Genomic DNA, 17,549 nt, shown 5'->3' with positions numbered 1-17,549 from the left:
TCAGGCCAGGCGGGAGAGGTCGGCCACGCGGTTCATGGCTTCGTGCAGTTGCTTGAGGAGGCCCAGGCGGTTCGCCTTGAGCGCAGGGTCTTCGGCGTTGACCATCACACCGTCGAAGAAGGCGTCCACCGGCGCGCGCAAGGCCGCGAGCGATTGCAACGAAGCCGTGTAGTCACCGGCCTCGAATTTTGCGTTGGCCTTGGGCACGGTGGACCGCATGGCGCCCAACAGGTCCTTCTCGGCGGCTTCCACCAGCAGGACGTCGTTCACATCCGCGCCCACTTCGCCATCGGCCTTTTTCAGGATGTTGGCGATTCGCTTGTTCGCGGCGGCCAGCGAGGGCGCTTCGGGCAGTGCCGCAAAGGCACGCACCGCCGCAAGCCTTGCAGGGATGGACGACCACTGGCCAAGTTGCCGCGCATAGATGGCGGCGTCCACTTCGGCTACAGAGAAGCCCGCATCGCGCAGGTAACCTTTGAGCCGCTCGATCAGGAACTCATCCAGCTCCACGCTCCTGTCCTGCAACAGCCCCTCGGGAAATGCGGCAAACGCCAGACGCGTGAGCTCATGGAACTGCAGCGAAAGCTTGCCCTCCATGAGCATGCGCACCACACCCAGCGCATGCCGCCGCAACGCAAACGGATCCTTGTCACCGGTGGGCAGGTTGCCGATACCGAACATGCCGACCAGCGTCTCCAGCTTGTCCGCCAGTGCCACTACCACACCCGTGGCATTGCGTGGCAACTCGTCGCCCGCAAAGCGGGGTTTGTAGTGGTCTTCAATGGCAAAGGCGATGTCTTCGGAAAGGCCATCGTGGCGCGCGTAGTAGCCGCCCATGATGCCTTGCAACTCGGGAAATTCACCCACCATGTCGGTGAGAAGATCGGTCTTGGCCAGCTGTGCGGCGGTGTCGGCGCTTTTCGCGAGCACGTCGCCACCGAGTTGCTGGCCAATCGCCCGTGCAATGGCACGAACACGCTCCATGCGCTCTCCCTGCGTGCCCAACTTGTTGTGATAGACCACCTTGGACAGGCCTTCGACGCGCGAAGCCAGCGTCTTCTTGCGGTCCTGATCGAAGAAGAACTTGGCGTCGGCCAGGCGAGGGCGCACCACGCGCTCGTTGCCACCGATCACGGCGCTCGCATCGTCGGGCGTGATGTTGCTGACCACGAGGAACTGGTGCGTCAGGCGACTCTGCGCATCGAGCAGCGGAAAGTACTTCTGGTTGGCCTTCATGGTGAGGATGAGGCATTCCTGCGGCACGTCGAGGAACTGTTTCTCGAACGCACACACCAGCACATTGGGGCGCTCGACCAGCGCAGTCACTTCGTCGAGCAGCGCGTCGTCCTCGATCGGCCGGCAACCGCCGCCGACGCTGGCGGCGGCAGCCGCGAGCTGGCGTACGATCTCGGCCTTGCGTTCGGTGAACGAGGCGATCACGGCGCCGTCCTTCGCAAGCGTGGCTGCGTAGCTGTCGGCGTCTTTCAGCACCACAGGCGAGACCGCCGCCTCAAAGCGGTGGCCGTGCGTGGTGTGACCCGCCCTGAGGCCCAGCGCCTTCACCGGCACCACCGAGCCGCCATGCAAGGCCACCAGGCCGTGCGCGGGGCGCACGAAGTTCACGCTGCTCCAGCCGGGCAACTCGCAATCCGTCTCCAGTTGGTAACTCATGACCTTGGGAATCGGCAACTTCGCAATGGCCTCCTCGAGCGCTTTCTGCAAACCCGTGGCCAAGTCAACACCCGCCTGCACGCTGTCGAAGAACAGGGCCTCGGCCTTGCCGTCCGGCGCGCGCTTGAGCCCGGCGACGGCAGCGGCGTCAGCACCCAGCGCAGCCAGTCGCTTGAGCAGCGCAGGCGTGGGTTGCCCGCTGGCGTCCAGCCCCACGCTCACGGGCATGAGTTTTTGCGACACGGCCTTGTCGGCAGCTTGCGCGAGCACACCACTCACGTGCACGGCCAGCCGGCGCGGCGAAGCAAATGCCGTCACGGCGGCGTCCGCCGGGGCCAGGCCTTGGGCCTTGAGCTGGTCGCCCAGCACGGTGGCAAACGCATCGCCGAGCTTCTTCAATGCCTTGGGAGGCAGTTCTTCAACGAACAGCTCGACGAGCAGGTTCTGTGCGGTCATTCTTGGTCTTTCACGCGGCCTTCAGGCGGCTTTCTTCTCGATCTGTGCCACCCACTCGCGCGGCGCCATGGGGAAACCCAGGCGCTCACGACTCTCGTAGTAGCTCTGCGCCACAGCGCGCGCCAGATTGCGGATGCGGCCGATGTAAGCGGCGCGTTCGGTCACGCTGATCGCACCGCGCGCATCCAGCAGGTTGAAGCTGTGCGCGCACTTCAGCACCTGCTCATAGGCCGGCAGCGCCAGTTGCTGCTCCATCAGGTGTTTCGCCTGCTTCTCGTGTGCGCCGAATGCGGTGAAGAGGAACTCGGCGTCGCTGTGCTCGAAGTTGTAGGCTGACTGCTCCTTCTCGTTCTGCAGGTACACGTCGCCATAGCTCATGCTGTCGGTCCACTTCAGGTCGTAGACGTTGTCCACGCCCTGCAAGTACATCGCCAGGCGCTCCAGGCCGTAGGTGATCTCACCCGTGATGGGCCTGCAATCGATGCCGCCGACCTGCTGGAAGTAAGTGAACTGCGTGACCTCCATGCCGTTGAGCCACACCTCCCAGCCCAGGCCCCAGGCGCCCAGCGTGGGATTTTCCCAGTCGTCTTCCACGAAGCGGATGTCGTTCTTCTTCAGGTCGAAGCCCAGGGCCTCCAGGCTGCCGAGGTAGAGCTCGAGGATGTTGGACGGCGCGGGCTTGAGCACCACCTGGTACTGGTAGTAGTGCTGCAGGCGGTTGGGATTCTCGCCGTAGCGGCCGTCCTTGGGGCGGCGGCTGGGTTGCACATAGGCCGCTTTCCAGGGCTCGGGCCCGAGCGCGCGCAGGAAGGTGGCCGTGTGGCTGGTGCCCGCGCCCACCTCCATGTCGTATGGCTGCAGCAGCGCGCAGCCCTGGCGGTCCCAATAGGACTGCAGGGTCAGGATGATTTGCTGGAAGGTCAACATGCAAGGAGACCGGGGCGCTGCCCGGCAGGGGAGTGTCGAGTTGGGGGAGGCGGGCGACCAGCCGGATCGCGCCGCCCGATCGTGCGATTTTACGGGGCGCGCTCAGCGGCGGCGCGTGCGGCCACCGCGTCGGCCCAGGCCGCGCATCGAGGCGATCAGCAGCGCCAGCGTGAGACAGCCGATCCACAGCGGCGACAGACCCCAGCGCGCGGTCCACACGGCATAGGGGGTGAGGCCGCTGCGCCCTTCCACCGTGGCTTCGAGCCGGCCCTGCGTGAGGCGCTCCAGCGCGTGCGTGACGCGACCGCGGTGGTCGATGACGGCGGTGGCACCGGTGTTGGTGGCGCGCAGCATGGGCCGCCCGAGCTCGATCGCACGCAGCCGCGAGATCTGCAGGTGCTGGTCGATAGCGATGGTGTCGCCGAACCAGGCGATGTTGCTCAGGTTCACGAGCAGGGTGGGCGCCAGCAGGGGATCGCGGAACGAGGCCGCGAGCTCTTCACCGAACAGGTCCTCGTAGCAGATGTTGGGGGCGATGCGCTGGCCACCGAGCGCCCAGGACGGTTGGGGCAAGGCGCCACGGTTGAAATCGCCGAGGGGGATGTTCATGAGGTCGGTGAACCACCGGAAAAGCGGTGGGATGAACTCACCGAAAGGCACCAGGTGGTGCTTGTCGTAGGTGTAGATGCCGGTGTCGCTCGCGTCCAACCGGCTGCCCGCCGCCCGCCGGGCCGAATCGGCGCTGAGGCCCCAGACCGAATTGGTGTAGCCGGCTTCCATGCTGCCCAGCGGCAGGCCCACCAGCGCCCCCAGGGCGTTGGTGCTGCCCGGTTGCTGCGCCAGGTCTTCCAGCAGGGGCTGCCAGAACGACGCGCCGAGCTGGTCGGGCAGCAGCGGCACCGCGGTCTCGGGCGCGACCACCAGTTGTGGCCCGCTGGCGGGTGCGGCGCGCGTGGCGGCGATCGCTTCCGCGATCTGCCGCGGATACCAGGCCAGGGCTTGCGCAATGCCGGTGCCCGGAACGAACTTCTGATCCTGGGCAATGTTGCCCTGCAGGAGCCACACGCGCATCTCGCCCGTGCTGGCGGTGTCGCGCTGCCCCAGGTCGCGCCAGGCGCTGCCACCGCCGACCAGGCTGACCAGCAACAGGCCCACCGACAGGAACAGCAGCAGGCTGCGCACCAGGCCCCAGCCACCATCCGACAGACCCGGCACGATGCGCGCCTGGACCCGGGCACCCGGCGCCGCCACGCGAGAGCCCGCGGCGGATCGGCCGGTGGGCCGGCTCACGGGCGAGAGCATCCACACGCTCAGGCGCCGCCACAGCCCCGAGATCACCGATGCCAGCGTGTAGGCCAGCAGCGCCGCGATGAACCCCATGCCGTACACGCCCACCAGCGGCGCCCACGCGGCCATCAGGTCGATCTGCGCGTAGCCGCCAGCGCCCCATGGGAAACCCGTGAACCAGTGGCCCCGTGCGAGTTCGGCCAGCGTCCAGAGGGAGGCGAACATGAGCGCCTGCGCCGTGCGCGAAACCGGCGCCCAGGCGCACAGGAATCCCACACCCACCGCGTAATAGATCGAGAGGAAACCCGCGAGCGCCAGCACCGCCAGCACCGCCAGCCACGCGGGCAGCCCGCCATAGGTGTGCATGGAGACGAACAGCCACCAGAACGTACCGGCCAGCCACACAGTGGAAAACACCCAGCCACGCCACACGGCCTGCCCCACCCGGGTGGCGAACTGCAGCGCCAGCACGAGCAGCGCCAGTGACACGATCTGCCAGAAACCGTTGGGCTGGCCAGGCACGGCACCGGGCAAGGCCCAGTCTTTCAGCGGCCAGGCAATGGACGCCGCCTGCAGGGCGCCACCGACAAGGCAGACCAGCCACCAGAAGAAGCCGCTGCCACGCGCGCTGCGCCCAGGCGGACGCCGGCTCATCGGGTTGAAACTCGACGGGGTGTGCAGCGATCCGAACAGGCTTCTCATGGGTCTGGAGGCCTGTGGCTCAAGCCTCGCCCGGCACGGGCATGACCTTGAACCACTTCACCGCACCGCCCTTGGTGTGCAGCACGACGAAGCGCAGGCCTTCGAGTTCGTGCATCTCTCCGCGTTTGGGCACGTGCCCCATGGCGTGCGCGATCATGCCGCCGATGGTGTCGAAGTCTTCCTCGGGCAGCTTCAGGCCGAAGGACTCGTTGATGCGCTCGATCGGCGTGTCGCCGCTCACGCGCCAGGTGCTGTCGGCCAGGGCGAAGATGTCGCCCTCGTCTTCGGCCACGTCGAATTCGTCCTCGATCTCGCCAACGATTTCCTCCAGCACGTCTTCAATGGTGATGAGACCGGCCACGCGGCCGAATTCGTCGATCACGATGGCGAGGTGGTTGCGGTTGCCGCGGAATTCGCGCAGCAGGTCGTTGAGGCCCTTGGTCTCGGGCACAAAGGTGGCTGGGCGCAGCAGGGCGCGGATATTGAGTTCGGGCGCGCGCTGCAGCTTGAGGAGGTCCTTGGCCAGCAGGATGCCGATGATGTTTTCACGCTCCCCCTCAAACACCGGAAAGCGCGAGTGCGCGGTGTCGATGACGAGGTGCAGCAGCTCGTCATAAGGGGCGTCGATGTCGAGCACGTCCATGCGCGGTGTGGCCACCATCACGTCGCCAGCGGTCATGTCGGCGATGCGGATCACGCCTTCGAGCATGACGCGCGATTCGGCGTTGATGATGTCGTTGTCCTCGGCCTCGGCGAGGGTCTCGATCAGTTCGTCCTTGGAGTCCGGCCCGGGGTTGATGAACTCCGCGAGCTTTTGAAGGAAACCACGTTTGTCGGCATGCCGCAGGCTGCGCTGCGGCCCACTACTGGGAGGGGATTCGGCCACTGAAGGTAGTTCGGGGGTTGTAACGGTTCGAAAGGATACCCCAAGCAGGTGGCGCGGCGCAAAGCGCCGCCGTCCGTCGCAGCCGAGCGGCGCCTCAGCCGCGAACGCGTTCGCGGGCGTCGCGCACGCCGCGCCGGATGTCCTGCAGCACCGAGAGCAGGCCCCAGAACTGCTTGGCCTGAGCCTTGAAGTGGTAGTCGGTGATGGCCACCTGCTGGTTGACCATTTCGGTCACCCGCGAATCGAAGTCGGCCGGGGGGAGACGCAGGTGCGCTTCGGACTCGGAGCCGTCGCGCTCGATCACCGCGCCGGCATGGCGTGCGATCTTGAGCATCGCCGTGTTCTCTGACAGCGCGTGGATGAACAGCATGCTCACGCCTTCGTTGCGCGCGTGCATGACGGCGCGCTCGAACAGCCGGCTGCCATAACCCCGGCCGCGCGCGCTCTTGGCCACCGACACGCCAAACTCGGCACAACTGGTGTACTCGGGATCCAGTGAAAAAGCCAGGTGGGCCATGGCGATGAGCTCGAGCTTGCGGTTGAAGATGCCGAACAACTCATCGCGATCGAAATTCAGCTGCGCCACATAGCGGCTGATCTGCTCGTCGTTGGCTGCGTAGCCAAAGCGCAGGTAGCGGTCGTGCGGCTCCAGCGCGAGCAGGTGCGCCTCGATGCGCTCGACCTGCCCCGGTCCGATGGATCGGATGGGCACGACGGGCGTGGAGGTTTTGTCGGAAGTCACCATGCGGTCAATGTACGGGTTTTCCCTATATTCACAAGGACTCGCGTCCCTAAAGCAGGGGGAACCCGACGGGCGGGACCCGACTCGCGCATCAAACCGGCAAGGCCGTGGTGCTTTTCACGCGGTCCATCACGAAACTGGTCTTGCAGTCCTGCACGCTGGGGTGTTTGAGGAGGGTGTCCATCATGAAGCGCGAATAGGCCGCCATGTCGGCCACCACCAGGCGCAACTGGAAGTCCATCTCCCCCGTGAGCGCGGCACATTCAACCACCTCCGGCCAGCTCAGCACACTGGCACGGAACTGGTCCATCGGGCTGCGCTTGCCACTGCCGGCGTGTTTCTCCAGCCGCACATTCACATGGGCAGTCAGGCCCAGGCCCACGGCCTCAGGGCGCACCAGCGCCACGTAACGGTCGATCACGTGCGCTTCTTCCAGCCGCCGCACGCGGCGCAATACCGCGCTGGGTGAGAGCCCCACGGCCTCGGCGATCTGGTCGTAGGTGGCTCGGCCATCGGCCTGCAGGCTGCGAAGAATCTGGCGATCGAGCTTGTCAAGTGCTTCCATAGCACGAATTTTGCAGGTTTCCTGCAATCCAGACAAGTGGAGCGCCCCAAAACGCCGGAATCGTGACAGGCTGCGCCGATACAGTGGCGCCTTGCCTGCCATTTCCCCACACGCACCCGGAGACACTTCATGAACAGCGCACTGCCCACATCCGCGACGACCGCCGCGACCCCTTGGGACAACCCGATGGGCACCGACGGTTTCGAATTCATCGAATACGCCGCACCCGATCCCGTGGCCATGGGCGCGCTGTTCGAGCGCATGGGCTTCAAGCCCATTGCAAAGCACCGCCACAAGGCCGTGACGCTGTACCGCCAGGGCGAGATCAACTTCATCATCAACGCCGAACCCGACAGCTTCGCGCAGCGTTTCGCGCGCCTGCACGGGCCCAGCGTGTGCGCCATTGCCTTCCGGGTGAAGGACGCCAAGGCGGCCTACGAGCGTGCCATTTCGCTCGGCGCCTGGGGTTACGCGCAATCCGCTGGCCCAGGCGAACTGAACATCCCCGCCATCAAGGGCATCGGCGACTCCATCATCTATTTCATCGACCGCTGGCGCGGCAAGAACGGCGCGAAGACGGGCGACATCGGCAACATCGGCTTCTACGACGTGGACTTCGAGCCCTTGCCGGGCGCCGAGCTCAACCCGGCGGGCCACGGCCTCACCTACATCGACCACCTCACGCACAACGTGCACCGCGGCCGCATGGAAGAGTGGGCCGGGTTCTACGAGCGGCTGTTCAACTTCCGCGAGGTGCGCTATTTCGACATCGAGGGCCAGGCCACCGGTGTGAAGAGCAAGGCCATGACCAGCCCCTGCGGCAAGATCCGCATTCCCATCAACGAGGAAGGCAACGAGAAAGCCGGCCAGATCCAGGAGTACCTGGACCGCTACCACGGCGAGGGCATCCAGCACATCGCCATGGGCTCGACCAACCTGTACGACACCGTGGACGCGCTCGAGCTCAGCGGCGTGAAACTGCTCAACACCAGCGAGACCTACTACGAGCTGCTGCCCAAGCGCATCCCGAACCACGGCGAGGATGTCGAAGGCCTGAAGCAGCGCAACATCCTGGTGGACGGCATGCCCGGCGAACTGCTGCTGCAGATTTTCAGCGAGAACCAGTTGGGTCCGATCTTCTTCGAGTTCATCCAGCGCAAAGGCAACCAGGGTTTTGGCGAGGGCAATTTCAAGGCGCTCTTCGAGACCATGGAGCTGGACCAGGTGCGCCGCGGTGTGTTGAAGGCCTGAAGGCGCACGCCATGGCCGTTGAACCCGTTGTCTATGGCGCCAGCGAGCGCCCCCCGCGCGGCGACTACTCGCGCGCCCGCGCCGACTACACCTGCCCGCAGAACTGGTTGGCGTACACCGACGCGGACCACGACACCTACCGCCGGCTCTACGAGCGCCAGACCGCCCTGCTGCCCGGGCTGGCGTGCGACGCATTCATCGACGCCCTGCCCTCGCTGGGCGTGCAGGACCGCATTCCCCGCTTCGATGAGATCAACGAGCGCCTCAAACCCGCCACCGGCTGGGAGATCGTGGCCGTGCCGGGCCTGATCCCGGAGCGCCCGTTTTTCGACCTGCTGGCGAACCGCCGCTTCCCCGTGACCGACTGGATCCGCACGCCCGCCGAATTCGACTACATCGTCGAACCGGACGTGTTTCACGACCTGTTCGGCCATGTGCCACTGCTGTTCAATCCGGTGTTCGCCGACTACGTGCAACGCTACGGCGCCGGCGGCCTCAAGGCACACGACCTGGGCGCTGGCGAGCTGCTCTCGCGGCTGTACTGGTACACGATCGAATTCGGGCTGATGCGCCAGGCCGATGGCCTTCGCGCCTACGGTGCCGGCATCCTCAGCTCGTCGAGCGAGCTGAAATACAGCGTGACCAGCCCGCAGCCGAAGCGCGTGGCCCTCGACCTGTTGCGCTGCATGCGCACGCGCTACAAGATCGACGATTTCCAGGCCACCTATTTTGTCATCGACAGCTTCGAGCAGCTGTTCGAGATGACCGCGCCCGATTTCGCCCCGCTCTACGAAGCGGTGCGCTCGCTCGGGGAACTGGGCGCAGAGGACAGCAGCTCGAGCGACTCGCTCATCACCCTCGGGTGAAACGCCATCGCCACGTGGGCCGCGCCGGGCAGCAGCCGGTTGTCGGCTCCCGGCAAGGTGGCGGTGGACGCGGGAAACACGATGTTGTCGGCGTTCGAATACCAGCAGACAAAACGCGCGTAGGTGTCGGAGGGACTGATCTGCGCCTCGCGCGCCTGCAACGCCTGCAACCAGTCGCCGCCCAGCCTCATCTGCCGGCCATTGGCCACGCGACTGAAGCGCCCCAGCCACGTGCCACGGTGCGGGCTGCCGATGGTGACCACCCGGTGCACCAGCGTCTCGGGCTCGCTGGCCAGCCACACGCGGGCCGCCAGCCCGCCCATGCTGTGGCAGACCAGCATCGGTGGACTCCCTGTCAAGGCGTGCGCGCGCCGCACGCCGTCTGAAATCAGCTGGGCGTAGTCGTCGATGCTGCCAAACACCGGCTCGAGGTTGACCGATACATAGGGCACGCCCTGCTCCCGCAGGCGCCGCATCCACGGCAGCCAGAGGCCGCGGTTGCAAACGAAGCCGTGGATGAACACCACGGCGGGTGTGCCGGTCGCTGAAGGCTCTTCGGTATCGGGCAGGCTGGCCCAACGAAAAGGCTGGCGCCAGGCGAACACCTGCGGCGCCACACAGACCTCCTGCCACCAGGCGCCGATCAGCTCGCGCCACCCCGCGCGTGGCGCTTCGTCCAGCCGGTTCAGCCAGGCCGCGGCCAGCCCTTCGAGGGCCAGCACCAGCGCGTACCCGCCCACGCTCAGAAACACGCCGAGCAGCGCGAGCCATGGCGCACGCGGCCACCAGTAGACCAGCCACAGTGCGCTGAACACCAGTGTGGCCACCATCAGCCCTTGCTGCAGGCGTGCCAGGGCGGAACGAGCCCGCACTGCAGGCTGGGCGCCGACGGAGGAGGTGGCATTCGGAGGGGTGTCCTGCATCGCCACACTATCGCACGCAGCCGGGCCGTCGAATTAGACTGGGCTTACCTTTCCAGTTCATCCTCAGCCCATGAACCAGCCCGCCAGCGCCGCCGACCGCATCCGCACCCATCTGGACCGTGTGCAACAACTTCGCCTGCAAGCCCAAGGCGCCGGCCTGGGTGCGGCGGTCAACGAGGTGAAGCAACTGCAGGCCCAGCGCTTTCGGGCCACCTATGCCGATCTCATCCAGGACCCCGCTTGCGCGCCGGCCACCCGGTTTTTCCTGGATGAGCTTTATGGTGTGCGAGATTTCGCCCAGCGCGATGCCCAGTTCGGCCGCATCGCAGGCGCCCTGGAACGCCTGTTCCCCGAAGCGGTAGCACAACTGGCGGTGGATCTGGCTGAAACCCACGCGTTGACCGAAGTGCTGGACCACGAACTTGCCCGTCAATGGCTTTCCCTGGATCCGGGGCTCTCGCGTGCGCACCGGTACACGCTGAGCTGGCGTCTGGCCGATGACCGTCCCGCACGCGAGCGCCAGCTGGCCGTGGTGCAGCACATGGGGCTCGAACTGCAGCGGCTCACGCGCATGAAGCCGCTGCGCCTGGCGCTGCGGATGATGCGCAACCCGGCACGCGCGGCAGGGCTCGATTCGCTGCAGCACTTTCTGGAAAGCGGTTTCGATGCCTTCGCCGCCCTGGGAGACGCGCGGCGGTTCCTGGACACCATCAGCGAGAGGGAGTCGCGCTGGATCAGCACCCTGTTCGACGCGCCTCCGGAGGAATGCAGCCGTGCGCTGGCGGCCGAACTGGCTCGTGCCCCAGGCCAGGGTTGAAGGTCGCAACGCCCAGTGTGCTTTGCGTGACAGGCCCCTAGGGCTGGCCCGGTTCCCGAGCCATCGAGGCCTTGCCAGAATGCTTGTTCCGATCCATGCACACCCTGGACCACCATGACCCGTCACTGGCTTTCCCAATACCCCGAAGGCGTTGCACATGAAGTGACACCCGAGCGCTACCGGTCGCTGGCGGCGCTGCTGGAAGAGTCGTTCAAGCAGCACGCCCGCGAGCCCATCAGCGTCTGCATGGAACGCTGGATGACCTACGGCCAGCTCGACGAATACAGCAGCGCCCTGGGTGCCTGGCTGCAAGGCCGGGGCCTGGCGCCTGGTGCGCGGGTGGCCATCATGCTGCCCAACGTGCCCCAGTTCCTGGTGGCCATGGCGGCGGTCGTCCGCGCGGGCTACACCGTGGTGAACGTCAACCCGCTCTACACCGCTCGCGAGCTGGAGCACCAGCTCAAGGACTCGGGTGCGCAAGCGATCGTCATCCTCGAGAACTTTGCACACACCCTCGAAGAAGTGATCGACCGCACCGGGCTGGAACACGTGGTGATTGCCAGCCTGGGCGATCTGCTCGGCTTCTGGTACGGCCGCTGGCTGACCTTTGCGGTGCGCCATCTGGCGAGGATGGTCCCGGCCTACAAGCTGCCCATCAACGGCGCCACAGGTGCACGCACCATCGTCTCGTTTCGCCATGCGCTGGCCGAAGGGGCATCTCGCCGCCTCCAGCCCAGCAGCGACACGCTCGATTCGGTGGCGTTCCTGCAATACACCGGTGGCACCACCGGTTTGTCCAAGGGCGCGGTGCTCACGCACCGGAACGTGATCGCCGCCATCCTGCAGGCCGAAGCCTGGTTCTCGCCGGCGTTGCAACGCGTGGGCGATCTGCGCAAGGTCAACGGCATCGCCGCCCTGCCGCTGTACCACATCTTCGCGCTGACACTGAGCCTGCTCTGCATCCGCTGGGGCGCGCACATGACGCTCATCCCGAACCCCAGAGACATTCCGAAATTCGTGGAAACACTCAAGCGCCGGCCTTTCCACCTGCTGCCGGCCGTCAACACCCTGTTCAACGCCCTGCTGCAGAACCCGCAGTTCCGTCAACTCGACTTCTCGCAACTGGCGATGTCGCAGGCCGGCGGAATGGCCGCCTCCGAAGGCACGGCGCGTCAATGGATGTCGGTCACGGGCTGCGCCATGATCGAAGGCTGGGGCATGAGCGAGACCTGCGCCATCGGTACCAACAATCCCGTGAACGCGCGTGAATTCAGCGGCACCATCGGCCTGCCGTTGCCAGGCATCGACATCGCCATCAAGGACGAGGCCGGCAACAGCCTCGCGCTGGGTGAGACCGGCGAGATCTGCATCAAAGGGCCCAATGTGATGCAGGGCTACTACAACCAGCCCGAGGAAACCGCGAATGCATTCACCGCCGACGGCTTCATGCGCACCGGCGACGTCGGCGTGATGGACGAGCGAGGCTACACGCGCATCGTCGACCGCAAAAAAGACATGATCTTGGTGTCGGGCTTCAACGTCTTCCCCAGCGAACTGGAGAACACCATCTCCCTGTGTCCCGGTGTGCTGGAATGCGCGGCCATCGGTGTGGAAGACGACAAGCAGGGAGAGGCCGTCAAGGTGTTCGTCGTGCGCTCGGACCCGAGCCTCCGGGAAGAGGACGTCGCGCGCTTCTGCCAGGAGAACCTCACCGGCTACAAGCGGCCGCGCCACATCGAGTTTCGCGACGAGCTGCCCAAGAGCAATGTGGGCAAAATCCTGCGACGGGCACTGCGCACACCCTCTCCCCACTGAGCAGTCCTCAGAAAGACACATGACGACAACTGGTTCATCTGCGGACCTGGTACTGGCGGGCGTCACCGTTCTGGAACGGGGCTGGCTTTCGTCCAACAACACGCTCATCCAGGGCGATGGTCCTGCCACGCTGGTGGACTCCGGCTATTCAAGCCACGCCGAACAGACCGTGGCACTGGTGGATGCCGCGCTCCAGGGGCGACCGCTTGAGCAGTTGCTTAACACCCACCTGCACAGCGATCACTGCGGTGGGAATTCAGCGCTTCAGGAGGCCCATCCGTCGCTCGAGATCTGGATACCACCGGGTCAGGCCGATGCCGTTCGTCGATGGGACGCCGTGGCGCTCACTTACGAACCCACGGGCCAGACCTGCCCCCGGTTCAGGTACCAACGTCTGCTGACACCCGGAACCTCAGTACAGATGGGATCGTTGCTCTGGGAGGTTCACGCGGCCAAGGGCCACGATCCGCATTCCATCGTGCTTTTTCAACCTGAGTTGCGCGTGCTGATCTCGGCCGACGCGCTGTGGGAAAACGGCTTCGGCATCGTGTTTCCGGAGCTCGAAGGCGAATCGGCGTTTGATGAGGTGGCCCAGACGCTCGACCTGATTGAAAGTCTGCAACCCACCACGGTGATACCCGGGCACGGCGCGGTCTTTCACGACCTGGATGGCGCCCTGGCACGCGCGCGCAGCCGCCTGGAGCAATTCGTCACGCAACCCGAGAAACATCGACGCCATGCGCACAAAGTGTTGATCAAGTTCAAGTTGCTCGAATGGCAACGCATTCCCTTGGACGCGCTGCACAGTTGGGTCATGCAGACCGACTACTTCGTCCGCGGCCTGCCCCCTGAACTCAAGAACGATGCCGTGGCCAGCAGAGCGTGGCTCGTCACCCTGCTCGGGGAACTCGAGCGCGTCCAGGCACTTCGGCAAGAAGGTGAACTGGTGGTGAACCTCTAACCATCCATCGGGCGCGAGAAACGCCCACAAAAAAGCCCACGTTTCCGTGGGCTTCAGTGACAAGCAAGGGCTTGTTGGTTTGGTTGCGGAGGCAAGATTTGAACTTGCGACCTTTGGGTTATGAGCCCAACGAGCTACCAGGCTGCTCCACTCCGCGTCAAGCCTTATATTCTATCACGCCTTGTCGGCTTCAGCGGTGGGAGCAGCATCCTCTGCGCGATCCACCAGCTCGACCAGAGCCATCGGCGCGTTGTCGCCGACGCGGAAACCCATTTTCAGGATGCGCGTGTAACCACCAGGACGGGCCTTGAAGCGCGGGCCGAGTTCGTCGAACAGCTTGACGACCACATCGCGGTCGCGCAAACGGTCGAACGCCAGACGGCGGTTCGCCACGGTGGGCACCTTGGCCAAAGTGATCATGGGTTCGACCACGCGGCGCAGCTCTTTGGCCTTGGGCACCGTGGTCTTGATGACTTCGTGCGTGAGCAGCGAGTTCATCATGTTGCGCAGCATGGCGAGGCGGTGCTCGCTGGTGCGGTTGAGTTTGCGGAGTCCATGTCCGTGACGCATTTGAGTTTCCTTTCAGTGTTTTGCCCCCAGCCGGATCAGGTACTGGGAGTTCGTCAGACAGTTGCGTGTCTTCAGTGCTTGTCGAGGCCGGCGGGCGGCCAGTTTTCCAGCTTCATGCCCAAGGTCAGCCCGCGCGAAGCAAGCACTTCCTTGATTTCGTTGAGCGACTTGCGACCCAGGTTGGGGGTCTTGAGCAGTTCGTTCTCGGTGCGCTGGATCAGGTCACCGATGTAATAGATGTTCTCGGCCTTGAGGCAGTTGGCCGAACGAACGGTGAGTTCGAGCTCGTCCACGGGGCGCAGCAGGATCGGATCGAACTGTTGCGAGCTGCGCTGGGCAGGTGCATCGAAAGCGGAGAGTTCCACGCCTTCGAGCTGCGCGAACACCGCGAGTTGCTCCACCAGAATCTTGGCCGAAGCGCGCACGGCTTCTTCCGGGCCGATCGAGCCATTGGTCTCGATTTCGAGCACGAGCTTGTCGAGGTCGGTGCGCTGCTCGACGCGGGCGCTTTCCACGGTGTAGCTCACGCGCTTCACAGGCGAGAACGACGCGTCGAGGACGATGCGGCCAATGGAACGGGCCTGATCGTCGTTGCGGCGCAGGCTGCCCGGCACGTAGCCGCGGCCTTTTTCCACCTTGATCTGCATGTCCAGCTTGGCGCCGGCAGACAGCGTGGCAATCACGTGGCCGGGGTTGACGATCTCGACGTCGTGCGGCGTCTGGATATCGGCGGCGGTCACCAGGCCCTCGCCGTCCTTGCGCAGGCTCAGCGTGACTTCATCGCGGTTGTGGAGCTTGAACACCACGCCCTTGAGGTTGAGCAGCATGTTGACGACGTCTTCCTGCACGCCATCGATGGACGAATACTCATGCACCACCCCGGCGATGGTGACTTCGGTCGGCGCATGGCCGGTCATGGAGGACAGCAGAACCCGACGCAGGGCATTGCCCAGCGTGTGGCCATAGCCGCGCTCGAAAGGCTCGAGCGTGACTTTGGCGCGATTGGTCGACACTTGTTCGACGTTGATGGTCTTGGGCTTGAGCAGATTGTTCAGCATTCAAACTTCCTTCAGTACCCTCGGCTCGTTACACCGATAAGGCAGACGGAGCATGGCCCGGACGCGCAGAAAGCGTGACCGGGAACGAAATTAACGGGAATACAGTTCGACGATCAGCGATTCGTTCACGTCGGAAGCGAACTCGTCACGATCAGGCGACTTCTTGAACACACCCTCGACCTTGTCGACGGAGACGTCGACCCAGGCAGGGAAGCCAATCTGCTTGGCCAGTTCCAGCGCCTCGATCACACGGCCCTGCTTCTTCGACTTCTCGCGCACCGCGATGACGTCACCGGCCTTGACCGAGTAAGAAGGAATGTTGACCGCTTTGCCATTGACCGTGATGGCCTTGTGCGAAACGATCTGGCGGGCTTCGGCGCGGGTCGATGCGAATCCCATGCGGAACACGACGTTGTCAAGGCGGGCTTCCAGCAGGAACAGCAGGTTGGCGCCGGTGTTGCCACGGCGGCGATCGGCTTCAGCGAAGTAGCGGCGGAACTGGCGCTCGAGCACACCGTAGGTGCGCTTGACCTTCTGCTTCTCGCGCAGCTGCACGCCGAAATCGGAGGTGCGCTGGCCAGAGGTGCGGCCATGCTGGCCGGGCTTGGAGTCGAATTTCGCCTTGTCGCTGATGGAGCGGCGGGCGCTCTTGAGCAACAGGTCGGCGCCTTCACGGCGGGAGAGTTTGGCCTTGGGGCCGAGGTAACGTGCCACTTTGGTTTCCTTGTATCACTGCCGCAACCTGTTGTTGCGGGAGCCACCCTTCATTGAAGGTGGCGGTGGGCTTAGCAAAAATGCCACCGCAGGCGACTGCGGTGGCGCTCGAAAAAAGCTTTCGATTATACCGCGTCAGCGGCCGAACATCAGATGCGGCGGCGTTTCTGCGGGCGGCAGCCATTGTGCGGCACCGGCGTCACATCAGAGATCGAGTTGATGCGGATGCCCAGGGCACCCAGCGCGCGCACCGAAGACTCACGACCCGGGCCAGGGCCCTTGATCTCGACGTCTAGGTTCTTGATGCCTTGCTCGATGGCGGCACGACCCGCCACTTCAGACGCCACCTGGGCGGCGAAAGGCGTCGACTTGCGCGAACCCTTGAAACCCTGGCCACCCGACGAAGCCCACGACAGGGCGTTGCCCTGGCGGTCAGTGATGGTGATGATGGTGTTGTTGAACGACGCGTGCACGTGCGCAATGCCGTCGGCAATGTTCTTGCGGACTTTCTTGCGGACGCGGGCGGATGCGCTGGTGGAGGGAGACTTGGCCATGAGGGTCCTTCTTACCGATTACTTCTTCAGCGACTGGGCAGCCTTGCGGGGACCCTTGCGCGTACGGGCATTGGTCTTGGTGCGCTGACCACGCAGCGGCAGACCACGGCGATGACGGAAACCACGGTAGCAACCGATGTCCATCAAACGCTTGATGTTCATGGTGGTTTCACGGCGCAGGTCACCCTCGATCGTGAACACACCGACCTGATCGCGCACTTTTTCAAGCTCCGCGTCGCTCAGGTCCTTGATCTTCTTGGAGTAGTCGATGCCACAGGCTTCGCAGATCTTGCGAGCGCGGGTGCGACCAATGCCAAAGATTGCCGTCAAGCCGATTTCGGCGTGCTTGTGCGGCGGAATGTTGATGCCTGCAATACGAGCCATGTTGGGTCCTCTGAACTAACCAATCAGCCTTGACGCTGTTTGTGACGCGGGTCGGTGCAGATGACGCGCACCACACCATGCCGCTTGATGATCTTACAGTTGCGGCACATTTTCTTGACCGAAGCCGAAACTCTCATAGTCTTCTCCTAGATATTCCTAAAACATTCAACAGCTGACCACTCACTTCGATCGGAACACGATCCGCGCCCGCGTGAGGTCGTAGGGCGTGAGCTCCACCTTGACCTTGTCCCCCGGGAGGATCCGGATGTAGTGCATCCGCATCTTTCCGGAGATATGCCCCAGAACCACATGACCGTTTTCGAGCTTGACCCTGAAGGTTGCATTGGGGAGGTTTTCAACAACCTCACCTTGCATCTCGATCACGTCATCCTTGGCCATA

General features: G+C 64.5%; 19 protein-coding genes and 1 tRNA gene. 5 read left to right on the top strand and 15 right to left on the bottom strand.

Translation table 11 applies throughout. The features are described from left to right. From glyS to ACTIF6_RS22740, 6 genes are all read right to left on the bottom strand, one after another. Positions 1 to 2,127 carry a glycine--tRNA ligase subunit beta gene (gene glyS / locus ACTIF6_RS22765; RefSeq protein WP_439590029.1) on the bottom strand — a complete coding sequence of 709 codons (2,127 nt, stop codon included), beginning with the start codon at positions 2,125 to 2,127 and terminating at the stop codon, positions 1 to 3. Between the two features lie 21 nt (positions 2,128 to 2,148). Next, positions 2,149 to 3,054: a glycine--tRNA ligase subunit alpha gene (gene glyQ / locus ACTIF6_RS22760; RefSeq protein WP_439590028.1), complete on the bottom strand. Its 906-nt coding sequence runs from the start codon at positions 3,052 to 3,054 to the stop codon at positions 2,149 to 2,151. 102 nt (positions 3,055 to 3,156) lie between these two features. Beyond that, a complete protein-coding gene (gene lnt / locus ACTIF6_RS22755) occupies positions 3,157 to 5,043 on the bottom strand; it encodes an apolipoprotein N-acyltransferase (protein WP_439590027.1) in 1,887 nt (628 codons plus the stop codon). 19 nt (positions 5,044 to 5,062) lie between these two features. Beyond that, positions 5,063 to 5,929 carry an HlyC/CorC family transporter gene (locus tag ACTIF6_RS22750; protein WP_439590026.1) on the bottom strand — a complete coding sequence of 289 codons (867 nt, stop codon included), beginning with the start codon at positions 5,927 to 5,929 and terminating at the stop codon, positions 5,063 to 5,065. 94 nt (positions 5,930 to 6,023) lie between these two features. Continuing rightward, a complete protein-coding gene (locus tag ACTIF6_RS22745; RefSeq protein ID WP_439590025.1) occupies positions 6,024 to 6,674 on the bottom strand; it encodes a GNAT family N-acetyltransferase in 651 nt (216 codons plus the stop codon). A gap of 88 nt (positions 6,675 to 6,762) precedes the next feature. After that, on the bottom strand, positions 6,763 to 7,236 hold the full coding sequence (locus tag ACTIF6_RS22740) for an Lrp/AsnC family transcriptional regulator (protein ID WP_439590024.1): 474 nt from the start codon (positions 7,234 to 7,236) through the stop codon (positions 6,763 to 6,765). A 129-nt stretch (positions 7,237 to 7,365) separates the two neighbouring features. Here ACTIF6_RS22740 and hppD point away from each other — a divergent pair, with 129 nt between their 5' ends. After that, positions 7,366 to 8,487 (top strand): 4-hydroxyphenylpyruvate dioxygenase, encoded by a 1,122-nt coding sequence (gene hppD, locus ACTIF6_RS22735; protein ID WP_439590023.1) that lies wholly within the window; start codon positions 7,366 to 7,368, stop codon positions 8,485 to 8,487. A gap of 11 nt (positions 8,488 to 8,498) precedes the next feature. Beyond that, complete coding sequence (phhA, locus tag ACTIF6_RS22730; protein WP_439590022.1) at positions 8,499 to 9,353, top strand: phenylalanine 4-monooxygenase; 855 nt, start codon at positions 8,499 to 8,501, stop codon at positions 9,351 to 9,353. On the opposite strand, the gene ACTIF6_RS22725 is transcribed toward phhA, so the two are convergent. Then, positions 9,275 to 10,276 carry an esterase/lipase family protein gene (locus ACTIF6_RS22725; RefSeq protein WP_439590021.1) on the bottom strand — a complete coding sequence of 334 codons (1,002 nt, stop codon included), beginning with the start codon at positions 10,274 to 10,276 and terminating at the stop codon, positions 9,275 to 9,277. The two genes, phhA and ACTIF6_RS22725, sit on opposite strands and share 79 nt — an antisense overlap. Positions 10,277 to 10,346: 70 nt before the next feature. Between ACTIF6_RS22725 and ACTIF6_RS22720 the strand changes: the two genes are divergently transcribed. The 3 genes from ACTIF6_RS22720 (at position 10,347) to ACTIF6_RS22710 (ending at position 13,869) form a co-directional block, all read left to right on the top strand. Continuing rightward, the gene (locus ACTIF6_RS22720; protein ID WP_439590020.1) at positions 10,347 to 11,093 is read left to right on the top strand and encodes an FFLEELY motif protein; all 747 of its coding nucleotides are present in this window, start codon (positions 10,347 to 10,349) and stop codon (positions 11,091 to 11,093) included. A gap of 114 nt (positions 11,094 to 11,207) precedes the next feature. After that, entirely contained in the window at positions 11,208 to 12,908 is a 1,701-nt protein-coding gene (locus ACTIF6_RS22715) for an AMP-binding protein (RefSeq protein WP_439590019.1), read from the top strand. Between the two features lie 19 nt (positions 12,909 to 12,927). Then, positions 12,928 to 13,869: an MBL fold metallo-hydrolase gene (locus ACTIF6_RS22710; RefSeq protein WP_439590018.1), complete on the top strand. Its 942-nt coding sequence runs from the start codon at positions 12,928 to 12,930 to the stop codon at positions 13,867 to 13,869. An 80-nt stretch (positions 13,870 to 13,949) separates the two neighbouring features. Here the strand turns inward: ACTIF6_RS22710 and ACTIF6_RS22705 are convergent. From ACTIF6_RS22705 to infA, 8 genes are all read right to left on the bottom strand, one after another. Continuing rightward, positions 13,950 to 14,026 (bottom strand) — tRNA-Met (locus ACTIF6_RS22705). A gap of 17 nt (positions 14,027 to 14,043) precedes the next feature. Further along, complete coding sequence (rplQ, locus tag ACTIF6_RS22700; protein ID WP_439590017.1) at positions 14,044 to 14,439, bottom strand: 50S ribosomal protein L17; 396 nt, start codon at positions 14,437 to 14,439, stop codon at positions 14,044 to 14,046. A gap of 71 nt (positions 14,440 to 14,510) precedes the next feature. After that, positions 14,511 to 15,497: a DNA-directed RNA polymerase subunit alpha gene (locus ACTIF6_RS22695; RefSeq protein ID WP_086122381.1), complete on the bottom strand. Its 987-nt coding sequence runs from the start codon at positions 15,495 to 15,497 to the stop codon at positions 14,511 to 14,513. A 90-nt stretch (positions 15,498 to 15,587) separates the two neighbouring features. Beyond that, positions 15,588 to 16,211: a 30S ribosomal protein S4 gene (gene rpsD, locus ACTIF6_RS22690; protein ID WP_428289079.1), complete on the bottom strand. Its 624-nt coding sequence runs from the start codon at positions 16,209 to 16,211 to the stop codon at positions 15,588 to 15,590. A 149-nt stretch (positions 16,212 to 16,360) separates the two neighbouring features. Further along, complete coding sequence (gene rpsK / locus ACTIF6_RS22685; RefSeq protein ID WP_056268973.1) at positions 16,361 to 16,765, bottom strand: 30S ribosomal protein S11; 405 nt, start codon at positions 16,763 to 16,765, stop codon at positions 16,361 to 16,363. A gap of 18 nt (positions 16,766 to 16,783) precedes the next feature. Then, positions 16,784 to 17,149, bottom strand: a complete 366-nt coding sequence (rpsM, locus tag ACTIF6_RS22680) for a 30S ribosomal protein S13 (RefSeq protein ID WP_086122379.1) — start codon at positions 17,147 to 17,149, stop codon at positions 16,784 to 16,786. Positions 17,150 to 17,172: 23 nt separating this feature from the next. Beyond that, positions 17,173 to 17,286: a 50S ribosomal protein L36 gene (gene rpmJ, locus ACTIF6_RS22675; RefSeq protein ID WP_009514917.1), complete on the bottom strand. Its 114-nt coding sequence runs from the start codon at positions 17,284 to 17,286 to the stop codon at positions 17,173 to 17,175. Between the two features lie 43 nt (positions 17,287 to 17,329). Beyond that, positions 17,330 to 17,548, bottom strand: coding sequence for a translation initiation factor IF-1 (gene infA / locus ACTIF6_RS22670; RefSeq protein WP_066267877.1), 219 nt, complete (start codon positions 17,546 to 17,548; stop codon positions 17,330 to 17,332). Between the last annotated feature and the right edge of the window lies 1 nt (position 17,549).

This window comes from Hydrogenophaga sp. (assembly GCF_051860785.1).
Taxonomy (GTDB): domain Bacteria; phylum Pseudomonadota; class Gammaproteobacteria; order Burkholderiales; family Burkholderiaceae_C; genus Hydrogenophaga.
This window is presented reverse-complemented; position numbering and strand designations above follow the sequence as displayed.

Coding starts and splice junctions, on each gene's coding strand:
- glyS (WP_439590029.1), bottom strand. CDS start 2,127: ATGACCGCACAGAACCTGCTCGTCGAGCTGTTCGTTGAAGAACTGCCT.
- glyQ (WP_439590028.1), bottom strand. CDS start 3,054: ATGTTGACCTTCCAGCAAATCATCCTGACCCTGCAGTCCTATTGGGAC.
- lnt (WP_439590027.1), bottom strand. CDS start 5,043: ATGAGAAGCCTGTTCGGATCGCTGCACACCCCGTCGAGTTTCAACCCG.
- ACTIF6_RS22745 (WP_439590025.1), bottom strand. CDS start 6,674: ATGGTGACTTCCGACAAAACCTCCACGCCCGTCGTGCCCATCCGATCC.
- ACTIF6_RS22740 (WP_439590024.1), bottom strand. CDS start 7,236: ATGGAAGCACTTGACAAGCTCGATCGCCAGATTCTTCGCAGCCTGCAG.
- hppD (WP_439590023.1), top strand. CDS start 7,366: ATGAACAGCGCACTGCCCACATCCGCGACGACCGCCGCGACCCCTTGG.
- phhA (WP_439590022.1), top strand. CDS start 8,499: ATGGCCGTTGAACCCGTTGTCTATGGCGCCAGCGAGCGCCCCCCGCGC.
- ACTIF6_RS22725 (WP_439590021.1), bottom strand. CDS start 10,276: ATGCAGGACACCCCTCCGAATGCCACCTCCTCCGTCGGCGCCCAGCCT.
- ACTIF6_RS22720 (WP_439590020.1), top strand. CDS start 10,347: ATGAACCAGCCCGCCAGCGCCGCCGACCGCATCCGCACCCATCTGGAC.
- ACTIF6_RS22715 (WP_439590019.1), top strand. CDS start 11,208: ATGACCCGTCACTGGCTTTCCCAATACCCCGAAGGCGTTGCACATGAA.
- ACTIF6_RS22710 (WP_439590018.1), top strand. CDS start 12,928: ATGACGACAACTGGTTCATCTGCGGACCTGGTACTGGCGGGCGTCACC.
- rplQ (WP_439590017.1), bottom strand. CDS start 14,439: ATGCGTCACGGACATGGACTCCGCAAACTCAACCGCACCAGCGAGCAC.
- ACTIF6_RS22695 (WP_086122381.1), bottom strand. CDS start 15,497: ATGCTGAACAATCTGCTCAAGCCCAAGACCATCAACGTCGAACAAGTG.
- rpsK (WP_056268973.1), bottom strand. CDS start 16,765: ATGGCCAAGTCTCCCTCCACCAGCGCATCCGCCCGCGTCCGCAAGAAA.
- rpsM (WP_086122379.1), bottom strand. CDS start 17,149: ATGGCTCGTATTGCAGGCATCAACATTCCGCCGCACAAGCACGCCGAA.
- rpmJ (WP_009514917.1), bottom strand. CDS start 17,286: ATGAGAGTTTCGGCTTCGGTCAAGAAAATGTGCCGCAACTGTAAGATC.
- infA (WP_066267877.1), bottom strand. CDS start 17,548: ATGGCCAAGGATGACGTGATCGAGATGCAAGGTGAGGTTGTTGAAAAC.